Raw genomic sequence first — 16,691 nt, forward strand, 5'->3', positions numbered from 1 at the left:
AAGAACGCCGCCAGGTACTCGCGGCGATCGTTAAGCCGAAGGCCGAAAAGCCCGAGGTTTAGCCGCTAACCGGACAAACCAGCCCGCCCGCGGCCTACGCCGCATGCTTACGAAGGACCTCTACATCAAGAAAGAGATGGGCCTTGAGTTCGCCGAAAGTATCCACGCAGAACTCACGCTCCTCCCCGGCATTGGGCACTTTCCTCATCTGCAGAACCCAAAGCTGACTATCGATGAGGTTCGTGCTTCATTTCGATGAGTGCGCAATGGCCCAATCGCTGCACCTCGAGCCGAAGTAGAAGCGCCGGTCCGTGATTGACACCAGACTGATGACCGACATGCTTCTGGCCCGTTGCTGCCGTCGGCCCGGATGTCCGCTTCGCTCCAACTGCTGCCGATCCCTCAAACTGAGGCTTCGCCTCGCAGGCTCCGGCCACTCTGCACGCTATAGTGCGCCACAATACTCTGTTCGTGGAAACGCGGTGGAATTCAGACACCGAGCGGGGTTAAGTAGAGGCCACAACTCGGACCAGCGCTCGTATATGAGAGGAGTGAGAACAGCTTCACCAAAACTACGCCAAACTGCGCGATAGCAGCCGGCCGCCCTACTCCCACTCAATCATTTAGGAAGATGTTTCCGCGTTGATTTCCAAGCACAAATCCTTAGAGCTGACGAAGCGCTCTCTCCTCGGACAACCTTGCGGGTTGGTTTGGTGTCAACGGTACCGTCAACAAGGCCGGTCAGCCGACCGCGGATAATCTGCTCGGCCTCGCGCATGATGCGGTCGATCAGTTCCTTGACTGTCGGGATGTCGTGGATCAGGCCGACTACCATGCCGCAGCTCCATGCGCCGGCATCCATCTGACCGTTGATCATCACCTTGGGGTAGATGCCTGCGACCTGTGCATGGATGTCCTCGATCTTCAGCGACGCGCCCTTCGCACGCTCGATCTGGAGAAGCTCGTCGACGCCTTTGTTCCGCAGCACACGTTCGGTGTTGCGAAGCGCGCGCATCACCAGCACCGTATCGAACTCGGTCGCCCTGACCAACGCGTGCTTCACGTTGTCATGGACCGGCGCTTCCTTGGTGGCGATGAAGCGCGTACCCATGTTCATGCCGGCCGCGCCCATCGACAGCGCGGCGACCAGGCTGCGCGCGTCCGACATGCCGCCGGAGGCCACGAAGGGGATCTTCAGTTCGTCCGCTGCGCGCGGCAGTAGAATCATGTTCGGGATGTCATCCTCGCCGGGATGACCGCCACACTCGAAACCGTCGACGCTGACGGCGTCACAGCCGATCTGCTCGGCCTTGAGCGAATGCCGAACGGAGGTGCATTTGTGGATCACCTTGATGCCAGTCGCCTTCAGTGCCGGCATGTATTGCTCGGGGCTGCGGCCCGCTGTCTCCACGGCCTTGACGCCGCCTTCCCTGATCGCGGCGATGTATTCCGGATAAGGCGGCGCAGTGAAGCTCGGCAGGAAGGTGAGGTTAACGCCGAACGGCTTGTCCGTCATGCCGCGACAGCGCGCGATTTCCTTCGCCAGAAGCTCCGGCGTTTTCTGGGTCAGCCCCGTGATCATACCAAGACCGCCGGCATTCGACACCGCGGACGCAAGTTCAGCAAAACCGACGAAATGCATGCCGCCCTGGATGATAGGATGCTGGATGCCGAACAGTTCCGTGATTGCTGTCTTCACGTGAACACTCCGTTTTCCGATCAGCCCGGGCGGCCCCACCGCGCTTATTCGTCAGTTCCGCTGAGCCGTCCAGTATCCTGAGCAACGCGCGCCTCCCGAATAGCCGCTCCATGTCCCGCGACCGGAATTGCTCGAGAGCCGGCCCGAGCCGGTCGCATATTTATCCTGAACGGTCACAGACGCGTGGACGACGCCCGAACGCACCACTTTGCCCCTGAACTTCACGAGGTTGGGATGCGTGACGATGCCGTCGGTGATGTTGACGGAGAAATTATAGGTCGGGTCGCACGCGCCTCGCTGCGTCACGAAGAGAAGGTCCCAAGACCCGTCATATGCCGAGCGAGCTTGTGCGGCCGATACGAAGACGACCAGGCAACCGGCGGCTATCGCTGATGTGAAAAGGTTTCTCATTGTGTGCTCCATTGTTTTCGTCGTTTGCTTCGTCGAAAATCTTGCCTCAATGCGGTTTGCCGATCCGGCGGCCGTGGCCGATGCGGCATGCACAGCTTATCATTCTGCCGCGAGCGCATGGTGGCGCCGCGGCAATCCGACCCGGCCCCATGTATCGGTCAACGCCTCACCAAGCGCGTCAATCAGCTTGTCATCGTGATAGGGAGTCGGCGTGATGCGGAGGCGCTCGGAGCCACGCGGGACGGTGGGATAGTTGATCGGCTGGACATAAATGCCGTGCTCTGCGAGCAGGAGATCGCTCGCCTCTTTGCACTTCTCCGGATCACCCACCATCACCGGGACAATGTGCGTCTCACTGGGCATTACCGGCAGGCCCACTGCTTTGAGCACGGACTTTACCCGCGCCGCGCGCTCCTGGTGGCGGTCGCGCTCCCATTGCGAAGACTTGAGATGCCGGATCGATGCGGTAGCAGCGGCGCAAACCGGCGGCGGCAGCGCGGTGGTGAAGATGAAACCCGGCGCGTAAGAGCGCACCGCATCGATGATATCGGCGTTCGCAGCGATGTAGCCTCCCAGGCAGCCGAATGCCTTGGCCAGGGTGCCCTCGACGACGTCGATGCGATGCAACGCACCTTCTTGCTCGGCGATGCCGGCGCCACCGCGGCCGTACATGCCGGCCGAATGAACCTCGTCAATGTAGGTCATGGCGTTGTAGCGCTCCGCGAGCTGGCAGATGCGCTTCACCGGCGCGATGTCGCCATCCATCGAGTAGAGAGCTTCGAATACGATCAGCTTCGGCCGCTCGGGTGCCTCCGCCCCCAGCAATTCTTCGAGATGATCGACGTCATTATGACGCCAGATCTTCTTTTCCGCGCCAGCCCCCCGCACGCCTTCGATCATCGAATTGTGGTTCCAGGCGTCAGAGAGGATCAGGCAGTTCGGCAGCAGTTTGGCGATCGTCGCGATGCCGGCCTGGTTGGACACATACCCCGAGGTGAAGACCAGCGCGGCCTCCTTGCCGTGCAGATTGGCTATCTCGCGCTCCAATTCGACCAGTGGATGATTGGTGCCCGAAATGTTACGGGTTCCGCCCGCGCCAGCGCCCATGCGGGTCGCGGTTTCGATCATTGCGCCGATCACCTTCGGATGTTGACCCATGCCGAGATAGTCGTTCGAGCACCAGATCACGACCGGCCGTGGGCCATCTGGAGAATGCCATACTGCGCGCGGAAAACGTCCGGCAATGCGCTCGAGATCGGCAAACACGCGGTAGCGTCGTTCGGCGTGCAGCCGAGTTAGCGCCGCAGAAAAGAAATGATCATAGGTCATCGCGGATCTTCGCCTGGTTTTGCTCAACGATTGGGACTTCGCCTACTCAAAGAGCCGCCGAGCCCATCCGGTCCGCCGTGGCGCGTCAGGCCCCGAAAGGGGCGGCCGGTCCTCGGGAGGGAAAAGGACCGGCCGCGGGGAAGCCCGGCGAGGGACAGGGGGAGACACGCGCCGGGAGCCCAAGCTGCCTTCAGCTCATCGTGACAGATGCAGATGTCCCATGTTTGGCGAACCATTTTGGCCCCGGGCCACGCATGTAATGACGGGCCGATACCGATCATGAGCCCTCGCCATAAGCTTGCTCAGTCTGCACGCGAGTTCGTTCACCATTTCACCAAGCGGCACTTTCCGCGATCCTATTGCGCGCATGCTGACCTCAATGTGGTTTTCCAAGTACGAAGGCGAAAGGGACCACGAAGAGCTCATCGCCCTGGTCGTCACTGACATGCAGGACCCAGTCACGCCAATCCTCGAGGCTGTGCTCGTTGGTGAAGGATTGCACGAGGCGGGTCGCATGATCGTGCGCCTCGGCGAGATCGTTCACCACGGTGCCGTGTTGATCGAGGAAAACCTTTTTCGCCGTGGAGCGGTGGAAAAATACCTGGGTCATGTCCGATCTCCTTCGAACGGTGTCGCGGCGGCGGTGGACGGACGAGCCAAGGCCTTCGCCGCATCGGCATGCGAAGCTTGCTGCGCTCGCCGCTCGTACATGTCGGCAAGCGCCTTGAGCTGATCCGCAACCTCTCGATCGTTCACGGCATTGGCGGAATGGAGCAAGGTCTGCGCCGTTTTCAGATATTCCTTGCCTCGTCGTGAAATCTGCAACGTCATGGTGCCTTCCGTCGAACCTGCGATGCGAGATCAACTCGCCTTGGCCTGTGTTATGCGGCATTTTCCCGGACGTGGCTTTGCTCTGGTTGCCGCTATTTTGTCATGGGTTGCTGTCGGCGGCGGCCGGTGTATCCGGCCGATGCGTCCGCGACGCTTGAAGTGAGAGCGGCCTGGACGGCGCGACGGCAGTCCTCAACGGCCCTACGACTGCACGAAGATGGGTCCGCGATGCGCGGTACCGCGGTCAGAGCTGGCGCTCGCGTATCTCGTCGAATTCGTCGCGGCAGGCCTCGCTGAATTCGCGCAGCAGATCGATGGATCCGCATTTTGCCATGTCACGCAGTTCGTCGAAACTCTTGTCCGGCTCCAGATAGGTATCCATGATCGTCTTGGCGATGTGCTCAGCGCTCCGCACGACCGGCTTGGAAGACAGCACGCGCATCCTGTTGAGCTTTGCGTACAGGGCAACCAGTCCGGGGGCGCCGTCGCTGACCTCATGATGCTGAAGCGCATCGATGTGACATCTCGCCGCTTCCTCGATGAAATCCCGATAGAGGATCTGTCGCCGATTCTTCTCGTGAAGCAGCCATTGCGCGCGGACCTGGCTACGGTGGTTCAGCCAATTGGCCACCCCGCTCGTCAGGCCGCCAATCGTTGCACCGGAGAGGGCCGCGAGTGCAGAGATGATGGAGGCGTCCATGTGATTCAGCGCTGCGTTTGCAGATTCATCATCTCGCCATGCGCCATCATGTTCTCGTTCAAGTTGGCCATGATCACCAGAGAGCCTGCGAGAACCAGGAAGACGATGAGCACGCCAAATGCGAGCGCCAGCACATTGTGGGTGCTGTCCAGCCCCGTCGTGATGTGAAGAAAGAAGACAAGGTGCACGCCCATCTGGGCAATGGCGAGGACCGCCAGTCCGGCCGGCACGCCGGGCGCCCAGATCGCCGAGGTATTTGCCACCCAGAACGACGTGGCCGTCAGGATAGCCGCCAGCAGCAAGCCGATCGTGTATACGAGCAAGCCGGAAGATACGCTTCGCTCCGAGGCCGGAATCGCCGGCCGGTCTCCCGGTGCAACATCCCAACGCGTGTCGGTCATGGCAGGACTCCCATCAAGTAGACAATCGTGAATATCAGGACCCAGATGATGTCGAGCGCATGCCAGAACAGGGAGAAGCAGTGCAAGCGACGCACCACGACCTGCTGGAAACCCCGCAGCGACAGCTGAAACATCATGAGAACGAGCCAGACCAGCCCGACCGCCACATGCAGCCCGTGACAGCCGACCAGGGTGAAAAAAGCGGAAAGAAAGGCGCTGCGTTGAGGGGACGCCCCCACCGCAATCATCTCCTGGAATTCGCGTAGCTCGAGATTGAGAAATGCCGCACCCAGCAGGAATGTCACTACAGCGCCGAAGACGGTGCCGAGTTGGTGGCGCGAATTGACGGCCAGCGACATCAGTCCGCAGCTGTAACTGGAGAGCAGGAGAAACGCAGTCTCCATCCCGGCGTTGCGGAGATCGAACAGCTCGGCGCCGGTCGGACCGCCCGCACTCGCTTTTGCGAGTACGGCATAGCTCGCAAACAGCGCCGAGAACATCACGATGTCGCTAAGCAGGAAGATCCAGAACCCAAAGCCAGCGATGATTCGCTTGGGCGCGGGACCCGCCTCGCTGACATCGAGCAGCTCAGCTTGGCGGACAGATTCTACCTCAACCAGGACGTTCATAGCGTTACCTCCGCCGAATGCGTCCGATCGAACCGGCCAAGCTGCTCCGCTGGGATCTCGACTTCGTCCTCCGTGCGGAACATGAAGGCGAGCCACGTTATGGTCGCGCCGAGAAGCCCGACGCCTGCCATCCACCAGATGTGCCAGATCAGGGCGAAGCCGATGATCACTGCGAAGAACGCGGTCGCGAAACCAGCCGGACTGCTCTTCGGCATTTCGACTGGCTCATACCTGCGCTGCCTGCCTGGCAGTTCCTGCTTCGCGAGCACGCGCTGCTTCTTTGCCCAGAACGCATCGATGCCATCGACGCGAGGCAACGCCGCGAAATTCCAGGCCGGTGGCGGCGATGTGGTGGCCCATTCCAGGGTACGGCCGTTCCAAGGATCGCCCGTCGTATCGCGCAGTTGTTCACGGTGGCGAATGGACACCACGAGCTGGACCACCTGACAGATGATGCCGAGCATCACGATGACCGCGCCGGCTTCGGCAACCAGCAGCCACGGCTGCCAGGCGAGCACATCATAATGCTGCAGGCGGCGGGTCATGCCCATCAGGCCGGTCACGTAGAGCGGCATGAAAGCGAGGTGAAAGCCGATAAACCAGCACCAGAACGCGGCGACGCCCCAGCGCTCATCGAGCCTGAAGCCGAATGCCTTGGGAAACCAGTAATTGTAGCCGGCGATGGCGCCGAACAGGACACCCGGCACGATGACGTGATGGAAATGGGCGACCAGGAAGACAGAGTTGTGCACCTGCCAGTCGACCGCCGGCAACGCCAGCAGGACTCCGGTCAAGCCTCCGAAGACGAACGTCACCATGAAGCCGATCGTCCAGAGCACCGGCACGGTGAACCGGACGCGACCGCCGTACATCGTGAACAGCCAATTGAAGACTTTGACGCCGGTCGGCACCCCGATAATCATGCTGGTGATGCCGAAGAAGGCGTTCACGCCGGCGCTCGCGCCCATGGTGAAGAAGTGGTGCAGCCACACGGTGTAGGAGAGCACGCAGATCGCCAGGGTCGCACCGACCATCGACCGATATCCGAACAGCGTCTTTTCGGAAAATGTCGCGCTCACCTCAGAGTAGATGCCAAATGCCGGCAGGACTAGGATATAGACTTCGGGGTGGCCCCAGACCCAGAACAGGTTCACGTACATCATCGCGTTGCCGCCGGCATCCAGCGTAAAGAAGTGAAAGTCGAGGTAGCGATCGAGCAACAACATTGCGAACAGCGCGGTGAGCACGGGGAAAGCGGCCACAATCAGCAGATTCGAGGCGAGCGCAGTCCAGCAGAACACCGGCATACGCATATAGCTCATGCCCGGGGCCCGCATCTTCAGGATCGTGGTGACGAAGTTGACGCCGCTCAACAAGGTCCCAATGCCCGCGATTTGCAGGGACCAGAGATAGTAGTCGACGCCGACGCCCGGCGAGAACTGCAGCTCGCTGAGCGGCGGATAGGCGACCCAGCCGGTCTTTGCGAACTCACCGACAAAGAGCGAGACGTTGATCAGCAGGATTCCCGTCGCCGTCAACCAAAGGCTCGCGGAATTCATCGTGGGAAACGCCACGTCGCGGACACCGAGCTGCAAGGGCACTGCGAAATTCATCAGCCCGATCACGAACGGCATCGCCACGAAGAAGATCATGATGGTGCCGTGCGCCGAGAAGATCTGGTCGAAATGCTCGGGCGGCAGATATCCCTGCGCGCCGCCGGCGGCGACCGCCTGCTGCGTGCGCATCATGATTCCGTCCGCGAAGCCGCGCACGAGCATGAGCAGCGCTAGCACGATATACATCACGCCGATCCGCTTGTGATCGACCGATGTGATCCATTCCCGCCAGAGATACGGCCAGTATCCCCTGACGGTGATCCACGCCAGAGCCGCCAGGACGACGGCGCCGACGCTCACGACCGTGCCCATGATGATCGGTTCATGAAAAGGAATGGCGCTCCAGTCGAGTTTGCCCAACAGGTTCATCGTTCTGCCCTCATGGATTTGGGATAAGCGACACAGAGACCGGGGGCCGGCTGCATCGCGACATTCATGACGTTGGCAAACAGGCCGTCGACGACCGACCGATACGTAAAGGGCGCAACCGCCCTGCTCGGACGAACCAGACCGCCGTAAGCTTGCGCGTCGAGCACGGGTCCGGCGCTGCGCGCCGCAGCGGCCCATTGCGCAAAGCTTTCGGGCGCCACCGCGTCGACCTTGAAGACCATGTCGGAGAAGCCCGCGCCGCTGTAATTCGCCGACATCCCGCGATATGTGCCGGGATGGTCAGCCAGCAGATTCAGGCGCGTCACCATTCCGGCCATGGTGTAAATCTGGCCAGCGAGTTGCGGCACGAAAAAGCTGTTCATCACTCCCGAGGACGTTAGTTCGAAGCTGACCGGCGTGCCGACCGGGATCGTCAGATGATTGACGCTCGCGATGCCCTGCTCCGGATAGATGAACAGCCACTTCCAGTCGAGCGAAACGACTTGAATCTTCAGCGGCTTGGTGGAGGCGGTAATTGGCTTGGGCGGATCGAGATCGTATGCACCGATCCAGGCCACGGTGCCGACAAGCAGCACGGTCATCAGCGGGATCGACCAGACCAGTATCTCGATGCGGCCGGAATCGATGAAATCCGGCCGATAGCGCGCCCGCTCGTTGGATGCACGGAACCAGAAGGCAACGGCGAGCGTCGCAATAGCGACCGGAATCACGATCGCCAGCATGATGCCGGTCGCGTTGAACAGAATTTGCCGCTCGGCGAGGGCAACGGGTCCCTTCGGATCGAGCACGCCGTCGCAACCGGCGAGTGTCGCGGCCGTCAGCAGCACCAGGGTAAGCGAACCGTATCGCATATCAGACCTCGCTGACCTTGAAGGTGCGTTCACTGCGCGCGGTGTTCGGTTGTCGCGCGGCAAACGAGAACGCGCTTCCCCGGTCATCATGCGACAACCGCTTCGGCGTGAATGCACCACTGTTGTGGTCGACCAGAAGCGCTGCAAACAGCAGGAACAGATAGGCGATGGAGAAGGCGAACAGCCTGTGAGCCGCGCGGCGGTCGGCCGCAGCGCTCCTGTTCAGCTGAAGTGCGAGCAAGAGAAAAACCGCGCCGCAGATGGCGACGATCCCGCCAAAGATCATACCTGCAAAGCCGAGTCCCACGGGCAGCGCCGACGCGAGAACGAGGAGGCCGCTGTAGACCAGGACCTGACGCGTTGTTGCCGTCCGTCCTGCGACAACCGGCAGCATGGGAACACCCGCACGCGCATAGTCATCGGTGCGATTGATCGCGAGCGCCCAGAAATGCGGCGGCGTCCAGAGAAAGATGATGAGGGAAAGCGCGAGCGGTTCGAGCCCGACTTGGCCGGTCGCAGCGGCCCATCCGATCAAGGGTGGAAGCGCTCCGGCGGCACCACCGATGACGATGTTCTGTTGTGTCGCCCGCTTCAGCCACGCCGTGTACACGACGACATAGAAGAGGATGGTGCCAGCCAGCAGCGCGGCCGCCCCCAGGTTTGTTACCGCCGCGAGAGCTGCCACCGCGATAACGCCGAGCACGAGTCCGAAGATAAGCGCCTCGGTTTTCGAGACTTGACCGCGGGGAATAGGCCGCATCGCGGTGCGCGCCATGACCGCGTCGATGTCGGCGTCGTACCACATATTCAGTGCGCCGGCGGCCCCGGCCCCGGCTGCGATAGCCAGGATTGCGATGACGCCAGGAAATAGTTCCGGGCGCATCGGTGCAACCATCAATCCGACGAACGCGGTGAACAGCGAGAGCGCCATGACGCGCGGCTTGGCCAGACTTATGAAACATGGCAGTCGCTCTGCCCAGCCAGACCGCGAAGTCAGCCGGAAGCGCGACAATGGAATCGTGGACGTGTTCATGGTGGTCGATCCCTCAAGCGAGAGAGTTGTCGATGGACTTCACGGTTTCGCCGGCGCAAGGATTTTGTGCCGCCTCGCTATTCTGCTGCGACATCGCGCGGGGCTTCTGCACGCCTGGTGCGTAGCTCGAGGAGACCAAGCAGGATCTCGTCCCGTTCGGCTTCGAGCTCTTCGATAGTGCGCGATCCGACTTCGGCATGGACGCCGTCGATGAGCTTCTTCTTGAGCTCGGGCGTCAGCGTGGGCGATCCCAAAACCTTCCACCAGGCCGTGAGAGGTCCGGTGAACTGCTGCAACATATGCTCGATGCCGCCGGAGCCGCCGCCGAGGTGGTTGAGCATCACGTTGCCCATGATGCCCCAGCGCAGACCAGGACCCCAGGAAAGCGCCGTATCGACATCGGCGACACTGACAACTCCCTCATCTACGAGATAGTAGACCTCTCGCGCGAGCGCGGCCTGGAGACGATTGGCGACGTGGCCAGGAACCTCTTTGTTGAGCCGCACAGTCTGCTTGCCGATCGCGGTGTAGAACTCCGTCGCGCGCCGGATCGTCTCCTCCGAGGTTTTTGCCCCCCCGACGATCTCGACCAACGGAATCAGATGCGGCGGATTGAACGGATGACCGATGACGCAGCGCTCAGGATGCAGGCGACAATCGGACTGGATCTCGCTCATGGTGAGGCCTGACGAGCTCGACGCGATAATCACGTCGGCCGGCAGCAATTCATCCAGCTCGCGATACAGCTTCTTCTTGAAATCGATGCGCTCGGGCCCGTTTTCCTGAACGAGGTCCACACCGGTCACGGCGGTCCGCAGGTCAGGACAGAAGGCCAGACGAGACTGCGATGCGCCAGGAGCCAGGCCCAATCGCTCGAGCGCAGGCCAGGCAGCCTTCACGAAGCGTCGCAGCGACACCTCTGCATCAGGCGCGACGTCAGTCGCGACGACATCCATCCCCTTGGCGAGGAACTGCGCGGCCCAGCTTGCACCGATCACGCCAGTACCGATAATCGCGATCTTCTGAAATGGCTTGGTGTCGGACATTGTCATTTTCCTTTCAGGGCATTTCGACGTATGCGACGCCGGTGAGATTTCCTTGGGCAGCTAGCAGCATCCGCTTCTCGGTCCCGTCGAGCGTCGCCGCATAGAGCGAACCGGCAAAATCAGTCACGAACATGCGGTTGCCCGGAACATCGAGCGCGATGCCGATACCTTCCATCAGGTCCGAGACCACGATCTGCGGCGCGTTTTGCGCGGGCTTCGCGTCGACAGGCGCGCGGTTCACCGTGTTGCCCCGCGGAGGATTGCCGCGGTCGGTCCAGTAAAGAACACGATGTTCGAGATCGAGCTCGAGGTCGATCGGCTCGGGAAGGCCGTTGAAGAAGACCTCGACGTCGCTCCGATCAACTGCCGTCTCGCCCTTCGGGATATCGATCCCGGCGCGCAGGATGCGCCCGACTTCCGCGTTGTCACCGCCTTTTTGCGTCCAGTAGATCTGTCCCCGTGCCGGATCGACGGTGATTCCAACGCACCATCTGGTCTGATCACGCCGGTCATTTTCGCCCTCCCCCGTCTGGACCAGCGTCTCGATCTGCGAACCATCGAGATTCGAACGCATGACCCGCATCCCTTCGCGATCGGACCAGTAGAGCTTGCCGTTCGCCTTATCGAGATGGAGCTGCTTTGGCGTGAACGTGCCACCGGGCGAAACGATGAACCTGCGATTGCTTCCGTCGATATCGGCGCGTTCGATGGAGCCGTCGTTCAGCGCGGGGACGCCCATATTGGTCCAGTAGACGTGACCGGCTACCACATCGACGACGATGCCGTCGGGATGAGGGCAGTCGGCGGCGATCACTTGGGGATGCGAACCGTCCGGATCCATTGACAGGACGCGGCCGCCGCTCAAGTCGAGGAGGAACAATCGACCGGAGCGAGTTGTGGTCGACGCGGTTTTTGTTTGCGTGGCATGGAGTACGGTCATGGACTGTCCTTTGGTGTCGCTTCTGCGCCTGGCTATTCGGCCGCGCGCGGCTTCGGCAGGTTGGTGGAGAAATTGGCGGCCACTTCTCGCGGAACGCCGTGAGGGCTTCCTTGGGGGCTTCCTTTCGAGCGCCTCTGCACGGCTAGGCCGTGCGTTCCCTTGTTTTCGGAACGGCATCGCTTTCGCGCAGGCTTTCGATGCTCTTGGCGTCGAAGCCGAGCTCGCCGAGAATCTCCTCGGTGTGCTCACCGAGATCGGGCGCACGCCGGGCCGAAACCTTATCGACGCCATGGATCTTGATAGGGCTCGATACGGTTGAGGTCAGCTTGCCGCCGGCACCATTGAGCGGGACGATGATCTCGTTCTCCATGAGCTGCGGATCGTTGATCACCTCCTGAGGTCCGCGGACTTCGCCAAAGGTGACGTTCAGGCCGGCGAAGACCGAATGCCAATGCGACATGGGGTGTGTGCCGAACAGCTCGTCGAAGATGGCCGTGAGCGGCGCCATATTCGCCATGATCTGCGCCGGACTTGAAAAACGCTGATCGGTCAGCAGGTCGGCCCGACCGATCGCCTTGACGACGGTCACGAACTTGTCGGGCGTGACGATGAGAACGAACCAGATCCCGTCAGAGGAACGATAGACGTTCATCGCCGCGTTGGCGGGATGCGTGCGGTCGTGCAGTGGGGGAAACTTGGCGCCGGAAAGCGCCGCCTGGATCGAAACGCTTGCCGACCACACACCTTGGGCGAGCAGCGACGTCGTAACATACGCGCCTTTGCCGGTGCGTTCGCGCCGGTAGAGGGCAGTAACGATCCCCGAGTAGAGACCGACCGCCGTCGCGTTGTCGCCGCTGCCGCCCACCGGCCAGGTCGGCGGTGCGCCGGCATCGCGGGTCAACGACAGCAGGCCGCTGCGCGCCCAGTACGCTGTGACGTCGAAGCCAGGCAGGTCGGCATCAGGCCCGTTCTCGCCGAAACCGGTGAGATCGGCGTAGATCAGGCGCGGATTCCACCCTGCTACGTCCGCATATTCGAGCTTGAGCTGCTTGCGCGCGTGGTGCGGCGTATTGACGATGAACACGTCCGCCCAATTGACGAGTTCGAAGAGAACCTGCTGCGCGCTCTGTGACTTCAGATTGAGCGCGATGCTGCGCTTGTTGCGATTGGCGAGATGCCACTGATAGGGGTCCTCCGACATCGGCTGGATCGGGGTATGGTTGCCGCGCCGCCACGTGTCCCCGTACGGCGGCTCAACCTTGATGACATCGGCGCCGAAGTCGGAGAGGATCACGGCCGCGCCCGGTGCGGCGACGAAGCTCGAGAAGTCGACGACCTTCAAGCCTGAAAAGATGTTGTCGTTTGCCATTGGTGGCTCCTGAGTTCGATTGGGTTTGCTGGTGCAATATCAGCGGCCTTGGAATTCCGGCGCGCGTTTCTCGAGGAAGGCGGTGGTGCCCTCCCGCTTGTCTTCCGTCGAGGCGCAGATGCCGAAATACGAGGCTTCCAGCGCAAGACCTTCGCTTTGGCTGGTGTCGAGACCCTTGTTGGCCGCATCCAGCGAATACTTCACCGCGATCGGCGCGTTGGCCGCGATTTGCTTCAGGACGGCCTCTGCGCGTGCAATCAGGTTCGCGGCGGGAACGACTTCGTTGACCAGGCCTATGCGGTAAGCTTCGTGCGCCGAGATGGTCTCGCCGGTGAGAATGAGCTGCAGCGCGCGGCCCTTGCCGACCAAACGGGGCAGGCGCTGGGTACCGCCGCCACCGGGCAGCAGACCAAGCTTGACCTCGGGCTGGCCGAATTTGGCGTGTTCGGCGGCGATGCGGATGGTGCAGGCCATCGCCGTTTCGCATCCGCCGCCCAGCGCAAAGCCGTTGATCGCTGCGATCACCGGCTTGCCGAGGTTTTCAATCAGGTTGAGCACCTCGTGGCCGAAGCGGCTGAACTCTTCCGCCTCGTAGGCGTCGACGCGGGCAAGTTCGCTGATGTCGGCGCCGGCAACGAAAGCCTTGTCACCGGCGCCAGTCAGGATCACGCCGCGCAGGGAGCTGTCGGCCTTGGCGTCCTCGAACGCAGACCGCAAGTCTGCCCAGGTCGTCGCGTCCAGGGCGTTGAGCACCTTGGGGCGATTGAGCGTAACGTAGGCAATGCCGTTTCTCTTTTCATAGAGAACGTTCACGAGAGCGATAGTCATGGGGGACATGGTCATCTCCTGTCAGGGCGCAGACTGCGATTCTGCGCCCGCTCGCTGGTGATCAGACGAAGGCGCTGAGTCCGGTGATCGCCTTGCCGACGATCAGGGTCTGCATCTGGTAGGTGCCTTCGTAGGAGTAGATGGCCTCGGTGTCGGCAAAGAAGCGCGCCACGTTGTAGTCGACTAGGATCCCGTTGCCGCCCATCAGCTCGCGGGCCCACGCAACGGTCTCGCGCGCCTTGGACGTGCAGTACGCCTTGACGACCGCGGCCTGCGCGTCCGTCAGCTTGCCTTCGGTTTCCAGCTGCCCCGCGCGGACCAGCATGCCTTGACACGCAACGATGTTGCCCAGCATCTTCGCGAGAAGCTCCTGAACGAGCTGGAACGAGCCGATCGGCTTGCCGAACTGCAGGCGCTCCTGGGCGTATTTGAGGGCGTTTTCGTAGGCGCCCATCTGCGCGCCGGTGATTTCCCACCCGCTGCCATTCCGGGTGCCACGCAGCACCAGCGCGGCGTCCCGGAACGTTCCTTGGCCGCCCTGCAGACGATTCGCATCGGGCACGCGGCAGTCGGTCATCGTGATCTGGCCGTTCTGCACGACCTTCAGGGCGATCTTGTTCTGCATCTTCTCGACGCTGAACCCGGGCGTCGTCTTGTTCTCGACGATGAAACCCTTGACCTGGTTGTCTTCCACGTCACGCGCCCAGATGATCGAGACGTCGCACCACGGCGCGTTGCCGATCCAGCGCTTCTGGCCGTTGAGGATCCAGCTGTCGCCGTCACGCCTGGCCGTGGTCATGAGACCCGCACCGGTGCCCGATCCCACCAACGGCTCGGTCAACCCGAAGCAGCCGACCTTTTCCATGCGCGCCATCGGCGGCAGCCACTTCTGCTTCTGCTCCTCCGTGCCCGCGAGGTAGATGGACATCATCGCGAGTCCGGTGTGGACGCCGTGGAAGGTACAGAACGAAACATCGGTCCGTGCGATCTCCATCGCGACCAGGCCGAACAGCAACGGGCTTCCGCCCGCACAGCCGTAACCATTGAGGCCGAGACCGGCGATGTTCAGCTCCTTGTACGACGGCAGCAACTCGAACGGGAACGCGTCCTCGACCCAGTATTTGTTGATGATGGGCTGGACCTTCGTCTCCATGTAGGTCCGTACCTTCTTGACGATCGCCCGCTCCTCGTCGGAGAGCAATTCGGCGAATTGAAAGAAGTCGCTATTCGGCGGCGGAAGCTGTTTCGAAGGCTTTGGTGCGGCAGCGGTGGCCATGTCGGTCTCCATTCGTTGCGTGGCCTGCGACTGCGGCAGGCGTCTCATTCAACGCATTGAAGATTAGTGAAGCGACTAGCCGAAGGCTTTGCAGGGCTTGCTCTCGTTTTGTCATTTGTTGCGCGCGATCTGCGGCCGATGCAAAGGCAGGGATGACCGAGCGCGTCATCTCAGGAACGTTCTGATTGTGTTGGACGGGGTATGACAACGTCGAACGCGTGACGCGATCGAGGTCGGCACAGCGGACGCATTTCGACGTGCTCAGATCAGGTCGACGCCGCAACGCAAGAACTCGTCTCAGTGACGCGCTGTTGATCCAAATACCTGACGAAACTGACCTGGCGCCTGACCTGTTGCTTGCCTGAATGCGCGTGTGAAACTGGCTTGGTCGGAAAAGCTGAGCGCCAGTGCGATATCGACCAACGATCGATCGGCTTGCATCAACAGGTCTTTCGCGCGGTCAAGGCGCCTGGCGCTAACGTAGCGATGGGGAGATTGTCCAACGGCTTGCTTGAAGGCTCGTGCGAAGTGGTATCGGCTCAGGCAAGCAGCCGACGCCATGAGATCAAGGTTGAGATCGCCTTCCAGGTTCGCTTCGATAAATTCCATCACACGCTGCAGCCTGCGTCGATCGAGCCCGCCTCTCGGGAGAGGTATAAAGGGCTGGTTGGTCGACGCCATGATGTATTTTTGTATCAACCTCGCTGCCAGACACGATGCGAGGCCCTCAATCAGCAGACTGCCGGCGGAGGTTTGGCTCTGCAATTCCGATGCAATTGCACATCCGATCTCGGCCAGAAGCGGATCTTCGAACGCACTTTCATAACTCAGCGAGCCGATCAGGGACGGATCGACATTGATATCGCAATTGCCCAGCGAGAAATGGCTGAGTGGAAGATAGATATGCAAGACCCCGCTCATATCTTCGGCGATATCAACCGACCCGTCCTCCAAACCGGGAGGAGAGAGCCACACGATACCCCGCCTTACGACGATCCGACTTTCGATGCCTGGAGCCCGCCGCGCGATGAACGAATTATTACCGCGGACGTCGATGCAAATTCTTATTTCGGATTGTGGGGTCCTCCATGGGACCACGGCTTTGCTGACACTGCACAATTGGGCCGACAGGCCCGACCAGCCTCGATCTGTGGAAGTCGATAGCAGGTTCACTGGGCCATGCTTGCCCCAAAAATCGTAATATGGCCACGGCGCGTTGCGATCCGCAGCCGTCGGTTGCTCCCGCTGAATTTCCATGACGCGCTCCTGCAGAGTGGGCCTCAACTGTCGCTCGCCGGAAGGTTGGGTCAGAGAGCCCCTGCTTCACTGGACGGCGGAATAG

Annotated in this window: 16 protein-coding genes and 2 pseudogenes; 1 reads left to right on the forward strand and 17 read right to left on the reverse strand. The window is 61.3% G+C overall.

All coding sequences use genetic code 11. The annotated features are described in order from the left end of the window. Nucleotides 1–112 precede the first annotated feature (112 nt). A pseudogene (locus tag ACZBJS_RS21945) lies at nucleotides 113–259 on the forward strand (alpha/beta fold hydrolase); the annotation flags it as partial. A 462-nt stretch (nucleotides 260–721) separates the two neighbouring features. Here ACZBJS_RS21945 and ACZBJS_RS21950 read toward each other — a convergent pair. The 17 genes and pseudogenes from ACZBJS_RS21950 to ACZBJS_RS22030 all read right to left on the reverse strand — a co-directional run. Continuing rightward, nucleotides 722–1,699 (reverse strand): annotated as a pseudogene (locus ACZBJS_RS21950) (NAD(P)H-dependent flavin oxidoreductase); the annotation flags it as partial. A gap of 51 nt (nucleotides 1,700–1,750) precedes the next feature. After that, complete coding sequence (locus ACZBJS_RS21955) at nucleotides 1,751–2,005, reverse strand: hypothetical protein (RefSeq protein ID WP_316396235.1); 255 nt, start codon at nucleotides 2,003–2,005, stop codon at nucleotides 1,751–1,753. A gap of 204 nt (nucleotides 2,006–2,209) precedes the next feature. Continuing rightward, the gene (hemA, locus tag ACZBJS_RS21960) at nucleotides 2,210–3,439 is read right to left on the reverse strand and encodes a 5-aminolevulinate synthase (RefSeq protein ID WP_463439125.1); all 1,230 of its coding nucleotides are present in this window, start codon (nucleotides 3,437–3,439) and stop codon (nucleotides 2,210–2,212) included. 376 nt (nucleotides 3,440–3,815) lie between these two features. Next, complete coding sequence (locus ACZBJS_RS21965; RefSeq protein WP_463439126.1) at nucleotides 3,816–4,049, reverse strand: DUF6894 family protein; 234 nt, start codon at nucleotides 4,047–4,049, stop codon at nucleotides 3,816–3,818. After that, nucleotides 4,046–4,270, reverse strand: a complete 225-nt coding sequence (locus ACZBJS_RS21970) for a hypothetical protein (RefSeq protein ID WP_316396241.1) — start codon at nucleotides 4,268–4,270, stop codon at nucleotides 4,046–4,048. The genes ACZBJS_RS21965 and ACZBJS_RS21970 overlap by 4 nt, the downstream gene beginning before the upstream one ends. 244 nt (nucleotides 4,271–4,514) lie before the next feature. After that, nucleotides 4,515–4,970, reverse strand: coding sequence for a hypothetical protein (locus ACZBJS_RS21975; protein WP_463439127.1), 456 nt, complete (start codon nucleotides 4,968–4,970; stop codon nucleotides 4,515–4,517). A 5-nt stretch (nucleotides 4,971–4,975) separates the two neighbouring features. Next, nucleotides 4,976–5,371, reverse strand: coding sequence for a cytochrome o ubiquinol oxidase subunit IV (cyoD, locus tag ACZBJS_RS21980; protein ID WP_316396244.1), 396 nt, complete (start codon nucleotides 5,369–5,371; stop codon nucleotides 4,976–4,978). Continuing rightward, a complete protein-coding gene (locus ACZBJS_RS21985; RefSeq protein ID WP_316396245.1) occupies nucleotides 5,368–6,000 on the reverse strand; it encodes a cytochrome (ubi)quinol oxidase subunit III in 633 nt (210 codons plus the stop codon). Before ACZBJS_RS21985 ends, cyoD begins: the two co-directional genes overlap by 4 nt. Further along, nucleotides 5,997–7,979: a cytochrome o ubiquinol oxidase subunit I gene (gene cyoB, locus ACZBJS_RS21990; RefSeq protein WP_316396279.1), complete on the reverse strand. Its 1,983-nt coding sequence runs from the start codon at nucleotides 7,977–7,979 to the stop codon at nucleotides 5,997–5,999. Before cyoB ends, ACZBJS_RS21985 begins: the two co-directional genes overlap by 4 nt. Before the next feature lie 2 nt (nucleotides 7,980–7,981). Next, nucleotides 7,982–8,857, reverse strand: coding sequence for a ubiquinol oxidase subunit II (gene cyoA / locus ACZBJS_RS21995; protein ID WP_316396246.1), 876 nt, complete (start codon nucleotides 8,855–8,857; stop codon nucleotides 7,982–7,984). 1 nt (nucleotide 8,858) lies between these two features. Then, the gene (locus tag ACZBJS_RS22000) at nucleotides 8,859–9,890 is read right to left on the reverse strand and encodes a heme o synthase (protein ID WP_316396247.1); all 1,032 of its coding nucleotides are present in this window, start codon (nucleotides 9,888–9,890) and stop codon (nucleotides 8,859–8,861) included. Between the two features lie 77 nt (nucleotides 9,891–9,967). Next, complete coding sequence (locus ACZBJS_RS22005; RefSeq protein WP_316396248.1) at nucleotides 9,968–10,936, reverse strand: 3-hydroxyacyl-CoA dehydrogenase NAD-binding domain-containing protein; 969 nt, start codon at nucleotides 10,934–10,936, stop codon at nucleotides 9,968–9,970. Nucleotides 10,937–10,949: 13 nt separating this feature from the next. Continuing rightward, nucleotides 10,950–11,876: a 3-hydroxyacyl-CoA dehydrogenase gene (locus tag ACZBJS_RS22010; RefSeq protein WP_316396249.1), complete on the reverse strand. Its 927-nt coding sequence runs from the start codon at nucleotides 11,874–11,876 to the stop codon at nucleotides 10,950–10,952. 142 nt (nucleotides 11,877–12,018) lie between these two features. Then, entirely contained in the window at nucleotides 12,019–13,218 is a 1,200-nt protein-coding gene (locus ACZBJS_RS22015; RefSeq protein WP_316396250.1) for a CaiB/BaiF CoA transferase family protein, read from the reverse strand. A gap of 66 nt (nucleotides 13,219–13,284) precedes the next feature. Continuing rightward, nucleotides 13,285–14,088: an enoyl-CoA hydratase-related protein gene (locus tag ACZBJS_RS22020; RefSeq protein ID WP_463439128.1), complete on the reverse strand. Its 804-nt coding sequence runs from the start codon at nucleotides 14,086–14,088 to the stop codon at nucleotides 13,285–13,287. Nucleotides 14,089–14,134: 46 nt separating this feature from the next. After that, nucleotides 14,135–15,349, reverse strand: coding sequence for an acyl-CoA dehydrogenase family protein (locus ACZBJS_RS22025; protein WP_316396252.1), 1,215 nt, complete (start codon nucleotides 15,347–15,349; stop codon nucleotides 14,135–14,137). Between the two features lie 297 nt (nucleotides 15,350–15,646). Beyond that, nucleotides 15,647–16,606 carry a helix-turn-helix domain-containing protein gene (locus ACZBJS_RS22030; protein WP_463439129.1) on the reverse strand — a complete coding sequence of 320 codons (960 nt, stop codon included), beginning with the start codon at nucleotides 16,604–16,606 and terminating at the stop codon, nucleotides 15,647–15,649. Nucleotides 16,607–16,691: the final 85 nt, after the last annotated feature.

It is taken from the genome of Bradyrhizobium sp. KZN70725 (genome assembly GCF_055264925.1).